We start from the raw sequence: 21331 nt of genomic DNA, 5'->3' as shown, positions 1-21331 counted from the left end.
GTCTTTTTCAGAGTTTCCTTAGAGGCCGATCGCTTATGAAAACACCTACCCAGACCAATGCAATTGACTTTGACAGTGCCAAATTGCAACGCCTGGGGTTTGGTCAGCCATCCCTCCTCCCCCGCCGCCCTACTACCCTTGCTCAACTTCGCCAGCAATTGGGCCTGCAATTGCAGACCAGCCTGGAGCCTGAGCGCATCCTCGGTGTGTTCTTCCGTGAGATCCAGCGCCTGGTGCCCCTGGACGCTTTGCAATACCGCCACCAAGCCAGCGACTTGCGCCTGGAATTCGGCCATCGCGGCCACCATTCGGTGAGTTACAGCCTGAGCCATGAAGGCGAGCACCTGGGCGAGCTGATCTTTCGCCGCAACCAGCGCCTGGCGGAAGAGGAACTCGGCCAACTCGAATCCCTGCTAGCCACCCTCCTTTACCCGATGCGCAACGCCCTGCTCTACCGCGCCGCCACCCGCAGCGCCTTGCGCGATCCGCTCACCGAGACCGGTAACCGCATCGCCATGGACCAGACCCTGCAACGGGAAATCGACATGGCGCGCCGGCACCTCAATCCGCTGTCCTTGCTGATGCTGGACATCGATCACTTCAAGACCATCAACGACACTTACGGCCATGCCGCTGGCGATAAGGTGCTGCGCGCCGTCGCCGGGGCGATCAAGAGCCAGTTGCGTAACGTGGATATGGTGTTTCGGTTTGGCGGGGAAGAGTTTCTGATCCTGCTGTCCAACACCGGCCGGGATGCGGCGGCGATGGTCGGTGAACGCCTGCGCCAAGCGGCGCAGGCCCAGGATTATTGGGCGGATGACACGCGGATCGAATTGACGGTGAGCCTGGGGTGCTCGACTTTGCTGGCCGCCGAGTCTGCCGAAAGCCTGCTGCGTCGGGCCGACAGCGCCTTGTACGTGGCCAAGCGCGAAGGGCGCAACCGCCTGGCAATGGCGGGGTAAGCCCCCGCCACTCACATTACATCACGCTTCGCTGGCGACCCGCGCCTGGCGCTCGCGCACCACGGCTGGGGCTTTTTCTTTCTCCAGGCGCATGCAGCTTTCCAGGAACAGGTACATATAGTCGTAGCTCTTGCACACGGCTTGGCGCAGCTCGGCCTGCAGTGCCTTGGTCGGGTTCATTCCGGCCAGGGTGCAGATGATTTCCAGCGCTTCCCAGGGGTGAGCGTCATCATACTGCGCGTGCATCTTCAGCCACTTCATCGCACGCTTGCGCTCTTCCTCAGGGAAAGCCGCCGCATAGACGCCGGTAGAACACACCACGGCGGACCATTCCCCGGTAGCGCCCTCGATCGCATAGTTGGTTGCGGCGATGGCCACGATAAGCGAATCGGCAGAGCTGGTGTGCCAGCACCAATGGCTCAGCGCGTGCAGCTCCGGTGGTACGTTCTGGGCCTGCAACTCCTCCAGGCTCACACCGTGGGCACGGGCCCAATGCACCCAGTAGTCGGCGTGGTTGAGTTCCACGCGAATATTGCGCATCAGCCAGCGGCGCGCCATGTCCTCCCCAGGATGGCGGGCAAATTTGGTCTTGGTGAGGTTCTGTGCCATGTACAAGGCAAACTGTTCCACCACGGGCCATCCACCGATCAGGTAGTGGCGCATGGTCTTGGCGCTGAGCGTGTTGTCGCGCATGCGCTGGTACAGTTCGTGTTCGACAACGCGGCGCTTGCTCTCGCTACAGTCCAGGATCAGTTTCTGAGCCCAGGCAGGGTAACTGGAGGCTTCCATAAGCGGGCCGGTTCTGATGAATGTGTCGATCACTGTTAAGGCTCCTTTTTAAGTGTGATTGTACAGACCAGCAAATGTTTCAGCGGAATGTGCCGGGCGCCTTGAATAACAGAGGCTGCGGCCGCACAGGTCGACACTGCAAGCTATCAAAGGTAAACAATTGCGGTCGTTCAATCAGGTAGCCCTGAGCGTAATCCACACCAATTTCGAGTAATGCCTGTTCGATTTGCGGTGTCTCGACAAATTCAGCAATTGTGCGCTTACCCATGACATGGCCGATGTGGTTGATCACTTCGACCATTGCGCGGTTAATCGGGTCGTCCAGCATATCCTTTACGAAACTTCCATCGATCTTCAGGAAGTCTACAGGTAAATGTTTAAGATAGGCGAATGAGGACATTCCGGCACAGAAGTCATCCAACGAGAAATGACAGCCTAAGGCTTTGAGTTCATTAATAAAGCGGATCGCACTGCCCAAGTTTGCGATAGCACTGGTTTCAGTTATTTCAAAACAGATCATGCTCGGCGGAATATTGTATGTATGAAACTTCTCACGCAAAAACCCGAGAAAGTCATCATCACCAATGGTGATGCCTGACAGGTTGATCGCACACATGGCCATCGGGCGTCCCGGTCGCTCCTGCATGCACCGGTTGATGATCTTGAACACATTCTCCACCACCCAGCGGTCCAGGGACGTCATCAGACCGTAGCGCTCGGCGGCCGGAATAAAGCTGTCGGGCAGGATGATACGGCCGGCCTCGTCATGCAGTCGCAGCAGGATCTCGATATGCCCATCCCCTCCGTCGGTCTGTCCCAGGGGCGAGATTTCCTGGGCGTACAGGCAGAACCGGTTCTCTTCCAAGGCCATGTGCAGGCGCTGCACCCAGGCCATTTCGCCAAAGCGCAGGGACAGTTCCGAGTCGTCGGCGTGGTACACCTGCACGCGGTTGCGGCCTTTTTCCTTGGCCATGTAGCACGCCATGTCGGCGGCGCGCAGTGAGGTTTCCAGGGTGGTCGGCGTGTGCCCCAGGTGCACCAGGCCGATGCTGACCGTAGTCATGAACGGCCGGCCCTTCCACACAAAATGCAGGCTTTGTACCGTGTGGCGCAGGCTCTCGGCGATCTTCTCTGCCACCGCCGCCGGGCAGTTTTCCAGCAGGATGCCGAACTCATCGCCGCCCAGGCGCGCCAGGGTGTCGCCTTCACGCAAGTCCGACTGCAACAGCGCACAGATATGCCGGAGCAGTTCGTCGCCAGCGGCGTGACCACAAGTGTCGTTAACCAGTTTGAACTGGTCCAGGTCGAGGAACATCAGCGCATGCCGCTCACCCAAGTGCTGCGCGGTGGGATGCATTACCTGTTCCAGGCGGAATTCGAATTCGCGGCGGTTGGCCAGGCCGGTCAAAGCGTCGTGGGTCGCCTGCCAGGACAGGTTGGCGATGTATTGACGCTCCTGGGTCATGTCATGCAATACCAGCACCGCCCCCGTGACCTTGCCGGCGCTGCGGATCGGCGCACCCACCAGCGTCACCGAAACCGTGCTGCCATCCAGGCGCTGGATGGTTTTGGAATGCTCGCTGCCGCCACTGAGCTGGCCCTTGACGATGTGTTCAATGAGTGTAAAGCCGTCGGGCTGGGCATTGTCATCCAGCAGGTTGAACAGCGCCGCCAGGGGCAGCCCATGAGCCTGGGCCGAATTCCAATGGGTCAGCGCCTCGGCCGCAGGGTTCATGTAAGTGATGGCGCCGTCGACATCGGTGGTGATCACCCCATCGCCAATCGACTCCAACGTGATCTGCGCTCGCTCCTTCTCTTGCTGCAAGGCGTCGGCAAACGCATGACGCTGGGTCAGCAGCTTATGGGTACGCAGCAGCGCCAGTACGATCAGGCCCAGAGCCGTGGCCAGGTTGGTGGTGAGCAGCAACCGCAGGATCATCCGCGAGCCTTCGCCCAAGGCATCACTGAACGCCTTGGCCGCCGGTGTCACGCCTTCGTTGATGGCGGTGATATGGGCTTTCCACTGGCGCACGTCGTTGGCGCTCACCTGGTCGCGGCTGATCGCGCCGTGCATCTCACGGGCGAGGTCATCCAGTTGCACCAGGTAGCCATCGCCGACTGTCCATAGTTCGATGGCTTTTTCCAGGTAGCTGAAATGACGGAAATTGAGGTACAGCCAGATCAGGCTGGAGACGTCGTCCGGGTGGTTGCCACCCTTGAGGATGCCCAGGCGGGCAGCGCTGAGGTCTGGTGTAGATTGGTCCAGCGCAACTCGCAATTCATGCCCGCCCTGTGGCACGGCAATCGCCTGCTGGTATTTGAGGTAGGTGGTTTCGTCACGATTGTCGGCGTAGAGCGTCAGGTAATAGATGGCATCTTTCTGGCCCTTGGACCACAGACTTTCACCTGCCACATAGCCGCGCACTGCCGAGAGCACGTAGAGACTGACGCAGCCTAACAATGCCTGGAACAGTACGACGGCGATAAAAGGCCAGACAATGCCCAACAGCCGTGGCGTTCCGAGAGTCCGCTTTTGCTTCATGAAGCCCCTTGCACATGCACCGCTGGATACGCACGCGAAACACCGCTTCCGATAGCTCAGCCTAGGCTAAATCAACGAACTTGCTGCAAGTGCCCGTAGAGTTTGGCGTACAACCCACCGTCAGCAATCAGCTGTTGATGGTCGCCGTCTTCTGCAATGTGACCGCCATCGAACACCAACACTCGGTCGGCTTGCTTAACCGCCGACAGGCGGTGGGCGATGATCAGTGTAGTACGGCCATTGAGGAACCGCGCCAGTGCCTGGTGCAGGTTGTACTCGGTGGCAGCGTCCAGAGCGGAAGTCGCCTCGTCGAGGATCACCACTTTCGGCTCGGCCAGCACCATGCGCGCAATCGCCAGGCGTTGGCGCTGCCCGCCGGAAAACCGCACGCCGGAACGCCCCACCACACTGTCCAGGCCCATCGGCAATGCCTTGACGGTAGCATCCAGCTGAGCGATTTCCAGTGCTTGCCAGCAGGCCTGGTCACTGCGCTCGCGGCCCATGGTCAGGTTGGCGCGCACCGTGTCGTTGAACAACGCAGGGTGTTGCAGCACCACGGCGACGTTTTCGCGAATGGTCTCCAGGCCGATTTCCTGCTGGGTCGCACCGCCAAAACGGATGGTTCCGGCCTGGGGCGTGTAGAGCCCGAGCAACAGTTGCACCAGGGTACTTTTGCCGCCGCCGCTGGCGCCGACGATCGCGACCTTTTCACCCGGCGCGATAGCCAGGTTCAACTGATCCAGCACCAAATCTTCGCCATAACCGAAATTGAGGCCGCGCACTTCAATGCCAACGGTCTCACGCCCCACAAAGGGATCTTCGCCCCCGGCGTACTGCGGCTCATCGGCACGCGCCAGCAGTTCGTTGATCCGCGTCAGCGCGCCGCCCGCCGCGTAATAGGCGTATTGCAGGTTCAGCAATTGCTCCACCGGGCCAATCATGAACCACAGGTAGCTGAACACCGCGAGCATCTGGCCGATGGACAGGTCGGAGAACAAAACGGTAAGCATCGCCGCTGCGCGGAAGATGTCGATACCGAACTGAAACAGCAAACCGCTGGCGCGGCTGGAGGCGTCGGTTTTCCACTGCGAATGGATCGCGTAGTCGCGCACTTCCTGTGCACGCTGGCCCAGACGCCCGAGGAAGAAGCCCTGCCGATTGCCGGCGCGGACTTCCTGGATCGCGTCCAGGGTTTCAGTCAGCGCCTGGGTAAAACGCGAAGTGCTGTCGTTTTCCAACTTCTTCAGGTGTTTGACGCGCTTGCCCAACTGCACCGTGGCGTAGATCACCAGCGGGTTGAACAACAGGATCAGCAACGCCAACTGCCAATGCATCCACACCAGGATCGCCGAAGTACCCACCAATGTAAGCATGGCCACCAGGAAGCGGCTGAGGGTTTCGCCGACGAATTTGTCCAGTGTGTCCAGGTCGGTGACCAAGTGCGTGGTGACCGTGCCGCTGCCCAGGCTTTCGTATTCGCCCAGGGAAATACGCTTGAGCCGCTCGATCAGACGCACACGGATGCGGTACACGATGTCTTTGGCCAGCCGCGCAAACAGCCGCGCCTGCACCACGTTGAACACCAGGGCACCACAGCGCAGGAACAGGGTCACCAGCAGCATCAGGCCGATATAGCCGGCCGCCTTCTGCCAGCCCAGCGGCAGCGCGTGATTCATCACCTTGAGGGCAGTGTCGCCGTGGCCCAGCAGGACCTCGTCCACCAGCAGCGGCAACAGCAAGGGAATCGGTACGCTGCACAGGGTCGCCAGCACGGCGACGCCATTGGCGATCCACAGGGATTTCTTGTGACGCAGGGCCAGGCGGCGAATTTCCGCCCAGGTCAGGCGATCAGTGCGCTGGGCGGGTTCATGCACAGGTGGCTCGCTCCAGCCATCGGCCCAGCAGAGGCGACAGCTCGGACAGCGGCTGGTAACCGTTGGTCAGCAACGCCAACTGACCATTACGCTCGGCCAGCAGCGTCGGGAAACCGGCGATGCCCAGGTCTTGCACCCAGGAAAAATCGGCCGCCGTGGCGGCATGCTGCTCAGCGCGGTCAAACTCGCCGGCAAACTCGATGCGTGGGATACCCGCCTGCTCGGCCAATTCCACCAACACGCTGGCGAGGGTCACGTCGCGGCCTTCCACATAGAACGCACGCTGGATCAGCCCCAGCAGTTTCCAGGCGCAGTCCGGCGCCAGGCTGCGGGCGGTGACGATGGCGCGGCACGCCGGCTCCGTGTCGTAGACAAAACCGTCGGGCAACGCGCCTTCGCGCTTGAACGGCTGGCCAGTGGCGTCGGTGACTGCCTGCCAGTGCTCAAGAATATAGCGCCGCGTGGTCGGCTCCAGCGCGGCGCCGCTGCCGGTGCGCAAGCCGCCCACCACCAGGTGCAGTTCCACGCCGGCCGCCTGGGCCTGCTCCACCAACGCCTCGGCAACCGGGGCAAAACCCCAGCACCAGGAACACATCGGGTCCATTACATAGAGCAGGCGCGCGGACATGGGTCAGGCCTCGGAAGGGGTTTGCTTGTAGTTGAAGCCAATCGGGTGCGGCATGTTGCGGGCCTTGGCCAGCTCGATCTGCTTTTGGCGGTCGATTGCGCTGCGACGGGTCTTCTCCGGCAGCTTATCCCAGCAATGCGGGCAACTGATGCCCGCCACATAATGCTCGGATGCGCGGTCTTCGACACTGACCGGTGTACGACAGGCATGACATTGATCGTAGTCGCCTTCGCTCAGGTCGTGGCGCACGGTCACGCGATTATCGAAAACAAAACAGTCGCCTTGCCATTTGGTTTCTGCCTGCGGCACCTCTTCGAGGTACTTCAGGATGCCGCCCTTGAGGTGGTAGACCTCGTCGAAGCCTTCGCTGAGCATGTAGCTCGACGCCTTCTCGCAACGAATGCCACCGGTGCAGAACATCGCGACTTTCTTGTGCTTGGCCGGGTCGAAGTTGGCTTTGATATAGTCGGGAAATTCGCGAAAACTGGTGGTTTTCGGATCGATCGCGCCTTCAAAGGTGCCGATGGACACTTCGTAGTCGTTACGGGTGTCGATCAACAGCACTTCCGGGTCGCTGATCAATGCGTTCCAGTCCTGCGGATCGACGTAGGTACCGACTTTCTTGTTCGGGTCGACGCCTTCGACGCCCAGGGTCACGATCTCTTTCTTGAGCTTGACCTTGGTGCGGTAGAACGGCTGGTCGTCGCAGTAGGATTCTTTGTGGTCGATGTCGACCATGCGCGGGTCGTTCTTCAACCAGGCCATCAGGCCGTCAATGCCTTCGCGGCTGCCGGAAACCGTGCCGTTGATGCCTTCTTGGGCGATCAGCAAAGTGCCTTTGATGCCGTTGTCGACCATCGCCTGCAGCAGTGGCTCACGCAGGGCGACGTAATCTTCGAGGGTGACGAACTTATACAGTGCCGCCACGACAATCGGTTGAGTCATGGGTGTTCTCTCCAGGTGGCTACCCTCGTAAAGGGTGAACCGGATGCAAAAAAAACGCGCCGGCTGAGCGGCGCGTTGCAGATTCTAACAAATGCCCGGTGTCAGAGACACCCGATCATCAATCATGTCCGCCAGCGCAGGTCGGCGAGGCCGGGGCTGCGTCGATTTTCGCCCATTCTTCAGGCGTGTAGGTATGCAACGCCAGCGCATGAAACTCGCTCATCAGGTCACCCAGGGTGGCGTAGACCTTCTGGTGGCGCTTGACGCGGTTGAGCCCCTCGAACTGCGGGCTGACCAGCACGGCCTTGAAGTGGGTCTGCAACCCACGGCTGTGCATATGGCTTTCGTCCAGCACGCTCAAGTGGTTGGTGCCCAAGGCGGCAAGCGCCGTTTCGATACGCTGTTGCATGGTCATTCCTGCTTACTTCTTCTTGGCCGGAGCGGCGGCTTTAGGCGACAGCTCGTTGGTCATGTCTTCCAGCAGCTTGTTGACCACCGGCACGGCGCTTTCCAGCTTGGCCTGGGTCATCTGGGCCGATTGCTGGGTCAGCTGCGGCATTTTTTCCAGGACTTTCTTGCCCAGCGGCGACTGGTAGAAGGCAACCAGGTCCTTGAGTTCGGATTCGCTGAAGTTGGTGGTGTAGAGCTTGACCATGTCAGGTTTCAGCTTTGGCCAGCCGATGGCCTGGTCCAGGGCGGCGTTGGCCTTGGCCTGGTAGCTGTCCAGTACGGACTGCTTGGCGGCAGGCGCCTTGGTCTGTTCGAAACGCTGGGCGAACATTTGCTGCACTTGCATGTACACCGGAGTACCCAGCTTGTCGGCATGGGCCAGGGTAAGGAAGGCTTCGGCACTGGCGTTGTGGCTGGCGGTATCGGCAAGAACCTGGCCGCTGGCGCAAACCAGAGCAACCGCGGTACAGATGGCACGAAGACGAGTCATCGAGTTTCCTTTTCTAGCAGGCGAGGTCAGACCCCAAGGGCGCCCATTCTGCGCCTAAAAAACCTTATGGCTCAACCCCGAGCCATGTAGGACAAGGATTCTCGAGGGATGAACCCGATGAAATGTCTTTTAGGGAACCCCACCGGTCGATCAAGGCCTAAACTGCGCAAACAGACCTGAAGGAGTGTGCCCGATGAGCCGTATCGAAACCGACAGCCTGGGAGAAGTCCACGTCCCGGAGGACGCTTACTGGGGCGCCCAGACCCAACGTTCGCTGGTTAACTTCGCCATTGGCGAACAGCGTATGCCGCTGGCGGTATTGCACGCCCTGGCCCTGGTCAAGAAGGCCGCAGCACGGGTCAATGACCGTAATGGCGACTTGCCCGCAGACATCGCCCGCTTGATCGAACAGGCCGCCGACGAAGTGCTCGATGGTCAACACGACGACCAATTCCCCCTGGTGGTCTGGCAGACCGGCAGCGGCACCCAGAGCAATATGAACGCCAACGAAGTGATCGCCGGCCGCGCCAACGAACTGGCGGGTAACAAGCGCGGCGGCAAGAGCCCGGTGCACCCCAACGATCACGTCAACCGCTCCCAGAGTTCCAATGATTGCTTCCCCACCGCCATGAGCATCGCAGCAGTGCAGGCCGTGCATCAGCGTCTGTTGCCGGCGATCGCCACGCTTTCCGGCGGCCTGGCCGAACAGGCCGCCAAGCACATGAAGCTGGTGAAGACCGGTCGCACCCACATGATGGATGCCACGCCGATCACCTTCGGCCAGGAGCTTTCGGCGTTCATCGCCCAGCTTGATTACGCCGAACGCGCCGTTCGCGCTGCCCTGCCCGCCGTGTGCGAGTTGGCCCAGGGCGGCACCGCCGTCGGCACCGGGCTGAATGCGCCCCACGGTTTTGGCGAGGCGATTGCCTCCGAGCTGGCGGCGTTGTCGGGCTTGCCGTTCGTCACCGCGCCGAACAAATTCGCCGCCCTTTCCGGCCACGAACCGTTGGTGACACTGCACGGCGCGCTGAAAACCCTGGCCGTGGCCCTGATGAAAATCGCCAACGACCTACGCCTGCTCGGCTCCGGCCCGCGCACCGGGTTGGCCGAAGTGAGGCTGCCGGCCAACGAGCCCGGCAGTTCGATCATGCCGGGCAAGGTCAACCCGACGCAGTGCGAAGCGCTGTCGATGCTGGCCTGCCAGGTGCTGGGCAATGACGTGACCATCGGCATCGCCGCCAGCCAGGGGCACTTGCAGTTGAACGTGTACAAGCCGGTGATCATCCACAACCTGCTGGAATCCATCCGCCTGCTGGCCGACGGCTGCAACAACTTCCAAGAACATTGCGTGGCCGGGCTTGAGCCCGACCCTGTGCAAATGGCCGAGCATTTGGAGCGCGGGCTGATGCTGGTGACCGCGCTCAACCCGCACATCGGCTACGACAAGTCGGCGGAAATCGCCAAGAAGGCCTACGCCGAAGGCTTGACGCTAAGGGAGGCCGCGCTGGACCTGGGCTACCTCACCGACGCGGAGTTCGACCAGTGGGTTCGCCCGCAGGACATGCTCGGCGCCTAGGACGCCATGCGCAACCGCCGGGCCTTGAGCCCGGCGAGCAACGATGGCGCCAGCGCGACGGTCGCCGAACCCAGCACCACCACCAACGCCCCGGCATAGCCCAGGGCGTTGATCTCTTCGGCCTGCACATAGTCAGGCCACAACCAGGCTGACAGGGCGACCGCCACGAAAGTCACCAGCGGCGTCAGCGCCAGGGTCGCACTGACCCGCGAAGCTTCCCAATGGGCAAGCGCCTCGGCAAAAGCGCCGTAGGCCACCAGGGTGTTCATGCAGCACGCCAGCAACAGCCAGCCCTGCAGCGGGCTCAGGTCCAACGCCTCCATAGGATGCGCCCAAGGCGTGAGCAACAAGGCGCAGGTGAGGTAGATCACCATCATCACTTGCAGCGAATTCCACACCGTCAGCAGTTGCTTCTGACCCAGGGCGTAAAACACCCAGATTGAAGTGGCAAGCAGGATGGTCAGCACGCCAGCGGTATAGGCGCCAAGGGACGTCAGCAACTCCTCCAGACGCTGGTTGAAGAACAGGCCAAAGCCTGCAATCAACACGAATAACCCGAGCACCTGCCCGCGACTGAAACGCTCCTTGAACACAAACACACTGGCGATCATCAAGAAGATCGGCCCCATCTGCACTACCAGCTGCGCGGTGCCGGGGCTGAGCATTTTCAGGCCCACCAGGTACAACACGTAGTTGCCCACCAAGCCACACACCGCCATGCCCACCAGCCAGCCGCCCTTGGGGCCCAATACCTTGCGACTGGGCAAGCGCTTGGTCAGCGCCAGGTAGATAAACAGGCAACTGCCGGCCACGATCAGGCGAAACCAGGTGACGGTGATCGGGTCCATCACCTGCAGCACTTGCTTGAGTTTGATCGGCAAGATGCCCCAGAGCAGCGCGGTCAGCAGGGTCAGGAGAAAACCGTAGACCCAGCGGCCGGAAGAGATGTGCATGAGTGCCCCAGAAGCCAGAGGAAGTGGAGCCGCATTCTAGGGGCACCCGACGCACTTTGTGTAGCGAAGATCAGCGCACCGCTTCGAACAATCCGGTGGCGCCCATGCCACCGCCCACGCACATGGTGACGATGCCATAACGCAGATTGCGCCGCTGCAACTCACGTACCAGATGCCCCACCTGCCGCGAGCCGGTCATGCCGAACGGGTGGCCGATGGAGATCGAGCCGCCATTGACGTTGTACTTGGCGTTATCGATTTCCAGGCGATTACGCGCATACAGGCACTGGGACGCAAAGGCTTCGTTGAGTTCCCACAGGTCGATGTCCGCCACTTGCAAGCCCTTGGCCTTGAGCAGCTTGGGCACCGAGAACACCGGGCCGATGCCCATCTCGTCCGGCTCGCAGCCGGCCACCGTAAACCCACGGAAAAATGCCTTGGGCTTGAGCCCCAGCGACAGGGCTTTTTCCAGGCTCATCACCAGCGTCATCGAGGCGCCGTCGGAGAGCTGCGACGAGTTACCCGCCGTCACCGAGCCGTCCTCGGCAAATACCGGCTTCAAGCCTTGCAGGCTGGCCAGGGTGGTGTCCGGGCGGTTGCAATCGTCACGGTCGACCACGCCTTCGAGCACCTGCACTTCACCGGTGTTCTTGTCTTCGACCTTGTACTTGACCGCCATCGGCACGATTTCATCGTTGAACAAGCCGTCGACCTGAGCCTGGGCAGTGCGTTGCTGGCTTTGCAGGGCGTAGAGGTCCTGCTCTTCGCGGCTGACGCTGTAGCGACGCGCGACGATCTCGGCAGTCTGGCCCATGGGGAAATAGATACCCGGCACCTGCTCTTTCAGCAGCGGGTTGATCAGGTTGTCGGTGTTGACGCTTTTCATGGTCAGGCTGATGGACTCGACGCCACCGGCAACGATGATATCGCTGCAGCCCGACGCGATCTGGTTGGCCGCGATGGCAATCGCCTGCAAGCCCGACGAGCAGAATCGGTTGAGGGTCATCCCCGCCGTACCGGTGCCCAATTGCGAGAGCACCGCCACATTGCGCCCGATGTTGTAGCCCTGGGCACCTTCGTTGGAGCCGGCACCGACGATGCAGTCCTCCACCGTCGCCGGGTCGATGCCATTGCGGGTAAGCAACGCGTTGACGCAATGGGCCGCCATGTCATCCGGGCGGGTCTGGTTGAACTTGCCGCGAAAGGATTTGGCCAGGCCGGTTCGCACGCTGTCGACGATCACTACTTCACGCATGGGCTACCTCGATCTTGTGGTTGGCGGGAGATGGATCGAGGATAGATCCAGCTCCCGCCAACCGCGACGATCATTCACCCCGCCTATACAAAACCATGGCGCCGAACCTATCTGTAGGAGCGAGCTTGCTCGCGAAAACTCGAGAGCGCCTCGCTTACCCAGAAAACACGCGCCATCGTTGACGATTTTCGCGAGCAAGCTCGCTCCTACTTCTTGCCTTTCTTGTCGTGCTTGTCGGATTTGCCGAACGCGTCTTCCAGCGCCCGGTTGATCGTGCGCAGCACCTTGACCCGTGCCCAGCGCTTGTCGTTGGCTTCCACCAAGGTCCAGGGCGCGATTTCGGTGCTGGTGCGGTCGACCATATCGCCGACAGCGGCGCGGTAGTCGTCCCACTTGTCGCGGTTGCGCCAGTCGTCCTCGGTGATCTTGAAGCGTTTGAACGGGATTTCCTCGCGGGCCTGGAAACGCTCCAGCTGGGTCTGCTTGTCGATGGCCAGCCAGAACTTGACCACGATCACACCCGCGTCGCGCAGTTGCTCTTCAAAATCGTTGATTTCGCCATACGCGCGCATCCAGTCCGCTGGGGTGCAAAAGCCCTCGATGCGTTCCACCAGCACGCGGCCATACCACGAACGGTCGAACACGGTGAACATGCCCCGCGCCGGGATCTTCTGCCAGAAACGCCACAGATAAGGCTGGGCACGCTCGTCCTCGCTCGGCGCGGCAATCGGCACAATGTGGTACTGGCGCGGGTCCAGCGCCGCCGCGACCCGACGGATCGCCCCGCCCTTGCCCGCCGCGTCATTCCCTTCGAACACCGTGATCAACGCGTGCTTGCGCATGCGCTTGTCACGCATCAGGCCGGAGAAGCGCGCCTGTTCGGTGATCAGCTGCTCTTCGTAATCGTCCTTTTCCAGGCGCTGCGTCAGGTCGAGGCTGTCCAGCAGGCTCTTCTTGTCCACGGAAGCGATCAACGGTGCCGGGTTCATGCCGCTGGCCTTGCCCTTGGGCAGCTTCAACGCATTTTGCAGGCCTTCGAGCAGCAGCTTGCCCACGGTGAGACTGCGATAGTTGCTGTCCACCCCTTCGATCACATGCCACGGCGCATAGTCGCGGCTGGTGCGGCGCAGTACGCGCTCGCCGAAATGCACGAATTTGTCGTAGGTCTCAGACTGCTGCCAGTCCAGCGGGCTGATGCGCCAACTGTGCAGCGGGTCGTCGGCCAGGGCCTTGAGCCGCGCCTTCATTTGCTTCTTGGAGAGGTGGAACCAGAACTTGAAGATCAGCGCGCCTTCATCGCACAGCATTTTCTCCAGGCGCTCCGCACCGGCGATAGCCTGGTCCAGGCGCGCGTCCTTGATCTGCCCATGCACGCGGGCCTGCAGCATCTGGCTGTACCAATTACCGAAGAAGATCCCCATGCGGCCTTTGGCAGGCAGTTGCCGCCAGTAGCGCCAGGCCGGTGGCCGGGCCAGTTCTTCATCGGTCTGCTGGTCGAATGTGCGCACCTCGATCAGGCGCGGGTCCATCCATTCATTCAGTAGCTTGACGGTCTCGCCCTTGCCGGCGCCTTCGATACCGTTGATCAGGATGATCACCGGGAAGCGCTTCTGCTGCTGCAGCTCGTACTGCACTTCCAGCAGGGCCTCGCGCAGGGCGGGCACTTCGGCGTCGTAGGTGTCTTTGTCGATGGCGTGACCGATTTCGGCGGATTCGAACATGGGCAGCTCCGTATCAAGATGGCTCAAGACTAGCGGATTGGGCAGCAACACGCGGGAGGAAATTCCATCGGCGCTTGTCGTAGGTCAATTCATTGCCGGTTGATCGGCTAGAATGGCGGCCTTGTCTCTACCGAGCTGCTCATGAACCCCATCACCCACGCCCAGCTTGACTGGGATGACCAAGGCCGCCCGCACTCGCGGGTATTCGACGACGTGTACTTCTCCGACAAGTCCGGCCTTGAAGAAACCCGCTATGTGTTCCTGGAACAGAACCGTTTGCAGGAGCGTTTCGCCGCCTTGCCGGTGGGCGGGCGGTTGGTGATTGGCGAAACAGGGTTCGGCACGGGCTTGAATTTTTTGTGTGCCTGGCAGTTGTTCGAGCAACACGCGGTGGCGGGCGCACGCCTGCATTTTGTCAGCGTGGAAAAGTACCCGCTGAGCCACACCGACCTGCAACGCGCGCTCGCCCTTTGGCCAGAGCTGCAACCGTTTGCCGAACAACTGCTGGCGCAGTACATCGCCATCCATCAAGGCTTTCAACGCCTGGTGCTGGATAACGGCCGCGTGACCCTTACCCTGTTGATCGGCGATGCTCTGGAGCAACTGCCGCAACTGGATGCGCAAATCGACGCGTGGTTTCTCGACGGTTTCGCCCCGGCGAAAAACCCGGACATGTGGACCGCCGAGCTGTTTGCCGAACTGGCGCGACTGGCCGCACCTGGGTCGACCATCAGCACCTTTACCAGCACCGGCTGGGTACGCCGACTGATCAATGCCGCCGGTTTCAAGATGAAGCGCACACCGGGCATCGGCCATAAGTGGGAGATCCTGCGGGGTGAGTTTCTCGGCTGGCCCGCAGAAACACCGGCACCGATCGCAACCAAGCCCTGGTTTGCCCGCCCGCCTTCCATTGAAGGCGAGCGGCATGCGCTGGTGATCGGCGGCGGCCTGGCCGGTTGCGCCACCGCCGCCAGCCTGGCGGCGCGCGGTTGGCGGGTCAGCCTGCTGGAGCGTCACGCGGGCCTGGCGCAAGAAGCCTCGGGCAACCCGCAAGGCGTGCTGTACCTCAAGCTATCGGCCCACGGCACAGCCCTGTCGCAGTTGATCCTAAGTGGTTTCGGCCACACCCGACGCCTGCTGGAGCACCTGCACCGAAGCGTCGACTGGGACGGTTGCGGCGTACTGCAACTGGCCTTCAACGCCAAGGAAGCCGAGCGCCAAGCGCAGTTGGCCGCCGCCTTTGCGCCCGACCTGCTGCACCTGCTGGACCCGGCACAAGCCCAAGCGTGCGCGGGCGTGGCGCTGGAGCACGGCGGGCTGTTTTTCCCCGAGGGGGGCTGGGTGCATCCGCCGGCGTTGTGCGAGTGGCAGGCACGTCATCCGTTGATCACGGTGTTAACACATCACGAAGCCCTTGAGCTGCAACGCGTTGACGGCCAGTGGCACGCCCTGGCCGGTGACACCCGGCTGGCCAGCGCGCCGGTGGTGGTGTTAGCCGGTGCGGCCGAGATCAAGCGTTTTCCGTTCAGCGCCGACCTGCCCCTCAAGCGTATTCGTGGGCAGATCACCCGCCTGGCGCAAACCCCGCAGAGCGAAGCCCTGGCCACCGTGGTCTGCGCCGAAGGCTACGTGGCCCCGGCACGCCTGGGCGAGCACACCCTGGGCGCCAGTTTCGACTTCAAGAGCGACGACCTCACACCCACCGCCGCCGAACACGCCGGCAACCTGGAGATGCTCCGCGAGATTTCCCTCGACCTGGCCCTGCGCCTGGGCGCCGACGCTTTGGTACCCGAGCAGCTTGAAGGTCGCGCCGCCTTCCGTTGCACCAGCCCCGACTACCTGCCGATAGTCGGGCCGCTGGCCGAACGCCGGGCCTTCGACGAAGCCTATGCTGCGTTGCGCAAGGATGCCCGCCAGATCCCCGAGGCCGCCTGCCCGTGGCTCGACGGGCTGTACATCAACAGCGGCCACGGCTCGCGTGGCCTGATCACTGCGCCACTGTGCGCCGAACTGCTGGCGGCCTGGCTGAACGATGAACCGTTGCCGGTGCCCGCCAGCGTGGCAGAGGCGTGCCATCCCAATCGGTTCGCCGTGCGGGCGTTGATTCGCGGCACGGGTGGGTCATAACAACGGTACCTCGCATACGTTCAACGCGCCGGGTTTCAGCGCTTCTTCGGTCCGGCGCTTGATTTCAGCACTTTCAACCTGCTCCCGCTCAAGCGCAATCACGTTCATCTGCTCGCGATAGTCCGCATCAGCCAGCGTCTGCCCCTGATCGAATACCGCCTGCAGGCGTTCGTAGAAAGGCTTCATTACGTGATCAAACTGGCTGTTGAACGTTTTTTTCAGGTAGCTGCTCCAGAACGGCAACTCAACCAGAAAGTCGGGCAAGGCGGAGGAAATCTCCGCCATCCGGACGCGGTCAGCGGCGCTCTTCAAGTCCTGAGCCGTCACCTCGGCCAACTGCTCAAAACGCATATGCCGGGGTTGGCCTGGCAGGTCAAAGGTATCGGCCAAGCCCTTTCGAAAGGCCAGGCTCACCTCCAACGGGTCGGCACTGGGATGTTTTGCACTGTGCTCCAAGGCATATCGCTCGATCTGGTCAAGCCGAAACAACCCCTTGCCCAAACGCAGTAAGTGCTCAATCGTCAACTCGCCGCCTTCAACGCCTTTTGAGGCGTCGTGAATATGCGTCAGCACCTCAAGATTGCTAAAACTTGCCGCCGCGCCATCATCACAGTTGAGCGGCGTGGCGGCGCGCTCGAAGATTTCTGCACGAAAATCTGCATCGGCTTCGGCGGCTTCAAGCACCCTCCAGACACGGCGGCTCATGTCCTCGCGGACCTTTTTGGTATCGGCAGTGCCGCCTAGCCCAGCGAGCAAATTGAACAGACCATCGGAACCCGGCTCCCCTCTGAGCGCCACCCAGGTGGCTCGCCTTTTTGCGAAGTCACTCCCTACATCCGTCAACCAGAGCTCCTGCGCCTTTTGCTCGGTCAAACGCACGATATCATCCTCCAGATAGCCCATGCCGACACCAATACGGTTGCGATAGGTACGCACCAAATGCCGGCTGGGCGTGTCCAGAGGGTTGTCCCCCAAGTGAAGCGTTTGTGCGAGTACTCTTGGGACTTCGGACAACCATTGCGGCAATGCGGTGATCTGGTTGCCGCGCAGATCAACCGTTTCCAGATAGGGGGGCCTTCGAAACCCGGCAGGCAATTCCTTGAGCCCGCAGTTATTCAGGAATAAGGCACGCAAGTCGAACATCCGGTTGATCGCCGGAGCGTTCAACAGCGGGTTGTGATTCAGGTTCAGGACCCGTAGCTCGGTCAAGCTCGCCAGCTTCGCCTGGGTAGTTTCGGTCAGTTGCAGTTGGTTGTGGTTCAAGTACAGGCGCCGCAGCTCAGGCATCTGTGACAACGCCGCCGGTAGCTGGCTCACCTTATTGCCTTCCAGGTCGAGTGCATTCAGCCCCTTGAAGTGCTCCAGGAAAGCCCCGACTTGATCATCAAGGTCCATGTTGCGCAATGCCAACCGGCGTACATGGGCAAAATCGACCTCGGGCGGCAGTTGCGGCAAAGCGCCTACGAGTAGACCGTCCAATTCCAGGCCAAGCACCTCTGCACCGCGCTCATTGCGCAGCAGTGTTTTGCGTTTCCAACTGCGTTCGATCGCCTTCATGACGGCCTTGCGGCCCTCGCGCAAGTCCTTCTTGGCCGAGCGAGTCATGCCCTTTACAGCCGCTTTATCGTCGCACCAGCGCGTCAATGCGAGCTGTAAATCCTTGAGTTGTTGTTGCAGCGCCTTGACGGCCTTGGCACGTGACACATGATCCGTGCCCAGGTCTTGCAGCAGTAGCGTGAGTTGGCGTGTGCTCAACTTGGGATAGAGCTTGCCGACCTTGCGCATCAAGGCTGACGGCTGCGGTGCCAGATCCTCAAGCACCGCCTGCACGCACGCCACCGACGGCTCGGGCACTGCGCGTTCGGGCCAGAGATAACGGGCGAGCGTATTGCGCTCTGTCTCCGCCTTGCCCAGCAGTTCATGACGTAAGTGGCTGGCACGCTGAGTCCCATTCAACCTCAGTGTGGCGAGCTGGTCGGCAGATAGCGTTTCGGTCAAGGCATGGTAAAACCCCTCAACGCCCTTTGCGACTGGCGCCAACGCCTTGCCTTGCGCGTCGAATGCCTGAAAACCGCCGGCAGACGAGACGATCGTGCGACGCGATGTCGCCCGCGGCCCGCCGAGCTGTGCGACAACCTCGCCATTCAGTGAGCCGCGGCGTAGCTGCAACGCCTCGGTCTGCGGCCAGTCGAACACGCGCCCCAGCAGCCCGATAGCCAGGCGCTGGGTCGCCTCCGTACCTTGCCTCGGCCAGTACAGGCCACTTAGCGCGCGGTCTTCATCCAGCAGTTGCAAGGCCTCCCGGGTTCGTTGGGCCAGCAGCAGCGGCACCCGCCGCGTCTCGCGCAGGCGCAAACGCTGGCGGGTCGAAGCAGTGGACAGCACCTCCCAGGCAACGCGATTCGGCAGGCTCGGGTAGTGATTCATGAGCAGTTCATGATCGACATGAGTGATGGCATCGGCCTCCCCATACAACTGCTCATAAACCTGCCGATGGCTGAGTTCGAGCGACGCAAGCAAGCGACGCCGCAACGTCGCTTCAGCCTGGGCGGGTTCGACGCTGCCACCCAGCAGCGCCTGTGTTTCCTCCGGGTCCAATGCCGCCAACAGCGTGGGCATCACTTCACCGCGTTCAAGTTGCTGCTCGGTGATGTGAATGCTCAGGTCTTCGTAGTCAAAGGGTGCGGTATCCGGGTAGCTCTCAATCAGGTTGCCCTCCTCGTCCAGCACCTCAAAAAAACGCCCACTGGGCCAGCCCGGCATATGCGGCAGTGCAAGCATCTGAGTGCGTGCGGTGCTCAGGTCCAACTGCTCCTGATGCTCAAGCTGCCAGGTCAGGTCACGGACTTTCTGCTCCTGCATGAAGCGCACCACGCCATCCTTGAAGCGCTCTGGCAATGGCAGGTTTTCCTGGGCCAGGTAACGCACGCGGGGCAAGGACAGATCGGCGATGGTTGCAATCTCTCTCAGCCGCTCCCCCGTCAATGCCCCAAGGGCGGGACCCAATCGCTTGATAATGTAGGCAGGCTCTTCCCAGTCCTCGGGCCGCTCCCATTCAAACTGCCAGCCCCCCGTGTAGTTATGCTTGAGCGGTGGGCGGTACGCCTCGCTTCGCAGGGGGTGCGTGACGGACCACTGCTTCGCGGTGACGTCGAAGGCGATCGAATACATTCCACCTGCGATCTTGGCGTAAGCGTGTCCGTTGGTCTTATACACGCCCATACCGTTAGCTACCGTGCCGGAGACCACGTGCGGGGACTGACGATAAGCCCCTGTCCTACGACGCCATAACCACTCACTACCGTCGGGTCGTTTGACGGCCTCCATTGCATCAAAATAATCCGCGGGCGGCGTGGCCAGTCGTTTGACTGCGCCGAAGGCCTTGGCTCCTGCCGCAAATGCCGCCATACCGGCGATGCTCTCTGCCACGTTGGCCAAGTGCTCCAACGCTTCGGTTTTCTCATTGTGGTTCCAGTCGTCAATGCCCTCGAACACCTCGCCCAGCAATTGGCCAATGCCAACGCCCATCATCAGTTGCCCCACCACCGGGACCACAAAGCCGGCGATGTTGAGCAAGGTCAAGCCTGCATCCAGATAGCCTTGCAGGCGCTTCTCACGGGCCTCTTCATCCACCTGCGCCGTGGGCACCGCCAATGTGTACGCGTCGATTTTCAGCTTGCCGGTACACACGTTGAAAAAGAACCTGGAGAAGTTGCCGGTATCCACCACAGGCTCCAACCGCATCAGTGTTCGGCGCTGGTCAAATCGTTGAAAAAAGCCGAAACGTTCGGACTCGTCCAAATAACCGGTAAAAAAACGCCGGTACGCGTTCACCTGAAGTTTGAGCGTCAGGTAGGTCTTGAAATCCTCCAGCGACGGGTACTCGTACCAAGGCCGTACCGGTTCGTTGGGCATATAGAGCACCACCGGGCCTGAGGGAAAACCGTCTTCGGCGGCGTTGGCCAACACCATCACGCCCCACAGGCAAGTACCGCCAACATTCAGCCCTTGCCACACCATGGGTTTGCCGTGAAACAGCAAATGCGTGACTTCTGTGGCGGGCAAATCGGCCTTGAGCAGCGCCTGCAACAAGGCATAAGTCGGTGCGCTGACAAAGCCTTTGGCATACGCGATATGCAGGTCAACCTGCATCTCCAGGCATCTGGATTTGCCGATATCGGCGACGGCAGGGTTATAGGGGCCATCACTCGGCGAGGGCAGTTTGAACACCTCCTGCAGGTGCTGCTGATAAGCCGCCCCCAGGTTCAGTTCACGACAGTAACCGGCAAACATCTCGGCGCCGAGGCCTCTCACGGCAGTGTTTCCCAGACTGATGACCGAGCCTCGCCCCATCCCGTCAGGCTGAGCACTCGTCGACGGAAAATTCTGCATGGCCGCCTGCAACAAGCTGTGTCTTTCCACCTTGACTTTGGTTCTCACCGGCGCTGTCGGCACTTCAATTGAGATAATCCAGTGGTGAACTTCCAACATCGTGCGCTCAACATCCAGCACTCCGTGCCCCTTTGCGGCCAGAAAGGCCTTGAGCTTCTCGGCGCAGAATTGCTTGAGCGGCTTGATCCGCGCCAACAGAGCGGCCGCTTGTTCACGCGGCCGCTTGCTGACTTCATGAGCTTCTAACAGGGCTTGGCGCGTGGCGACATCGGCGCCTTTAAACCAGTCAGGCAGCTTGTTTTGCAATACCTGGGCTTTGTCCCAGTCGCCTGTGATGTCTAACAGCGCGGCACTCATGTCATCTTGAGTCGGAGGCAAGACGAAATGGTTTGAATACTGTGTTTCGGCCATTGGCAATCATCCTTATTGCGTTGAGTAATGCTGTCCAACGATAAGGCCGATCCCACTGCTGATTGACGCAAATACTGGGCAGATCAGGCGCCCAACTCCCGCACTATTTGCATAACTCCCAGCGCTATGTACCGCCTTTTTGCTTGATGCCACGCCGTCCGCAGAGGAGTTCAAAGGCGGTCAAGGCTCTTTGCCTTATAACCGATTGTTCTAAAA

14 protein-coding genes are annotated in these 21331 nt (G+C 61.0%); 3 read left to right on the top strand and 11 right to left on the bottom strand.

Annotated elements, in window-relative coordinates:
• Positions 1-35: 35 nt before the first annotated feature.
• Positions 36-962: a GGDEF domain-containing protein gene (locus HX793_RS29385; RefSeq protein WP_016976404.1), complete on the top strand. Its 927-nt coding sequence runs from the start codon at positions 36-38 to the stop codon at positions 960-962.
• Between the two features lie 21 nt (positions 963-983).
• Here HX793_RS29385 and HX793_RS29380 read toward each other — a convergent pair whose 3' ends face one another.
• The 7 genes from HX793_RS29380 to HX793_RS29350 form a co-directional block, all read right to left on the bottom strand.
• A complete protein-coding gene (locus HX793_RS29380; protein WP_218168663.1) occupies positions 984-1751 on the bottom strand; it encodes an iron-containing redox enzyme family protein in 768 nt (255 codons plus the stop codon).
• A 79-nt stretch (positions 1752-1830) separates the two neighbouring features.
• Positions 1831-4293, bottom strand: a complete 2463-nt coding sequence (locus HX793_RS29375) for an EAL domain-containing protein (RefSeq protein WP_016976402.1) — start codon at positions 4291-4293, stop codon at positions 1831-1833.
• A gap of 71 nt (positions 4294-4364) precedes the next feature.
• Complete coding sequence (locus HX793_RS29370; protein ID WP_177053570.1) at positions 4365-6167, bottom strand: ABC transporter ATP-binding protein; 1803 nt, start codon at positions 6165-6167, stop codon at positions 4365-4367.
• Positions 6160-6762, bottom strand: a complete 603-nt coding sequence (locus HX793_RS29365; protein WP_177095695.1) for a DsbA family protein — start codon at positions 6760-6762, stop codon at positions 6160-6162. The genes HX793_RS29370 and HX793_RS29365 overlap by 8 nt, the downstream gene beginning before the upstream one ends.
• A 36-nt stretch (positions 6763-6798) precedes the next feature.
• Positions 6799-7740: an oxygen-dependent tRNA uridine(34) hydroxylase TrhO gene (gene trhO, locus HX793_RS29360; RefSeq protein WP_016976399.1), complete on the bottom strand. Its 942-nt coding sequence runs from the start codon at positions 7738-7740 to the stop codon at positions 6799-6801.
• A 118-nt stretch (positions 7741-7858) separates the two neighbouring features.
• Entirely contained in the window at positions 7859-8155 is a 297-nt protein-coding gene (locus HX793_RS29355) for a BolA family protein (protein ID WP_016976398.1), read from the bottom strand.
• A gap of 6 nt (positions 8156-8161) precedes the next feature.
• The gene (locus tag HX793_RS29350; RefSeq protein WP_016976397.1) at positions 8162-8680 is read right to left on the bottom strand and encodes a DUF2059 domain-containing protein; all 519 of its coding nucleotides are present in this window, start codon (positions 8678-8680) and stop codon (positions 8162-8164) included.
• Between the two features lie 193 nt (positions 8681-8873).
• Here HX793_RS29350 and HX793_RS29345 point away from each other — a divergent pair, with 193 nt between their 5' ends.
• Positions 8874-10256 (top strand): class II fumarate hydratase, encoded by a 1383-nt coding sequence (locus HX793_RS29345; RefSeq protein ID WP_177095466.1) that lies wholly within the window; start codon positions 8874-8876, stop codon positions 10254-10256.
• Here the strand turns inward: HX793_RS29345 and HX793_RS29340 are convergent.
• The 3 genes from HX793_RS29340 to pap all read right to left on the bottom strand — a co-directional run bounded on the left by HX793_RS29340 (position 10253) and on the right by pap (position 14185).
• The gene (locus HX793_RS29340) at positions 10253-11209 is read right to left on the bottom strand and encodes a DMT family transporter (RefSeq protein ID WP_177053572.1); all 957 of its coding nucleotides are present in this window, start codon (positions 11207-11209) and stop codon (positions 10253-10255) included. The genes HX793_RS29345 and HX793_RS29340 overlap by 4 nt on opposite strands.
• Before the next feature lie 70 nt (positions 11210-11279).
• Complete coding sequence (locus HX793_RS29335) at positions 11280-12464, bottom strand: thiolase family protein (protein WP_177095465.1); 1185 nt, start codon at positions 12462-12464, stop codon at positions 11280-11282.
• 206 nt (positions 12465-12670) lie between these two features.
• Complete coding sequence (gene pap, locus HX793_RS29330; protein WP_177002994.1) at positions 12671-14185, bottom strand: polyphosphate:AMP phosphotransferase; 1515 nt, start codon at positions 14183-14185, stop codon at positions 12671-12673.
• A 141-nt stretch (positions 14186-14326) separates the two neighbouring features.
• Here pap and mnmC point away from each other — a divergent pair, with 141 nt between their 5' ends.
• On the top strand, positions 14327-16312 hold the full coding sequence (mnmC, locus tag HX793_RS29325) for a bifunctional tRNA (5-methylaminomethyl-2-thiouridine)(34)-methyltransferase MnmC2/FAD-dependent 5-carboxymethylaminomethyl-2-thiouridine(34) oxidoreductase MnmC1 (RefSeq protein ID WP_177095463.1): 1986 nt from the start codon (positions 14327-14329) through the stop codon (positions 16310-16312).
• Here mnmC and HX793_RS29320 read toward each other — a convergent pair.
• Positions 16307-21115 (bottom strand): NEL-type E3 ubiquitin ligase domain-containing protein, encoded by a 4809-nt coding sequence (locus HX793_RS29320; RefSeq protein ID WP_256354446.1) that lies wholly within the window; start codon positions 21113-21115, stop codon positions 16307-16309. The genes mnmC and HX793_RS29320 overlap by 6 nt on opposite strands.
• Positions 21116-21331: the final 216 nt, after the last annotated feature.

Origin of the sequence: Pseudomonas reactans, from assembly GCF_013387025.1 — a bacterium.
In the GTDB taxonomy this organism is placed as follows: domain Bacteria; phylum Pseudomonadota; class Gammaproteobacteria; order Pseudomonadales; family Pseudomonadaceae; genus Aquipseudomonas; species Aquipseudomonas reactans.
This window is presented reverse-complemented; position numbering and strand designations above follow the sequence as displayed.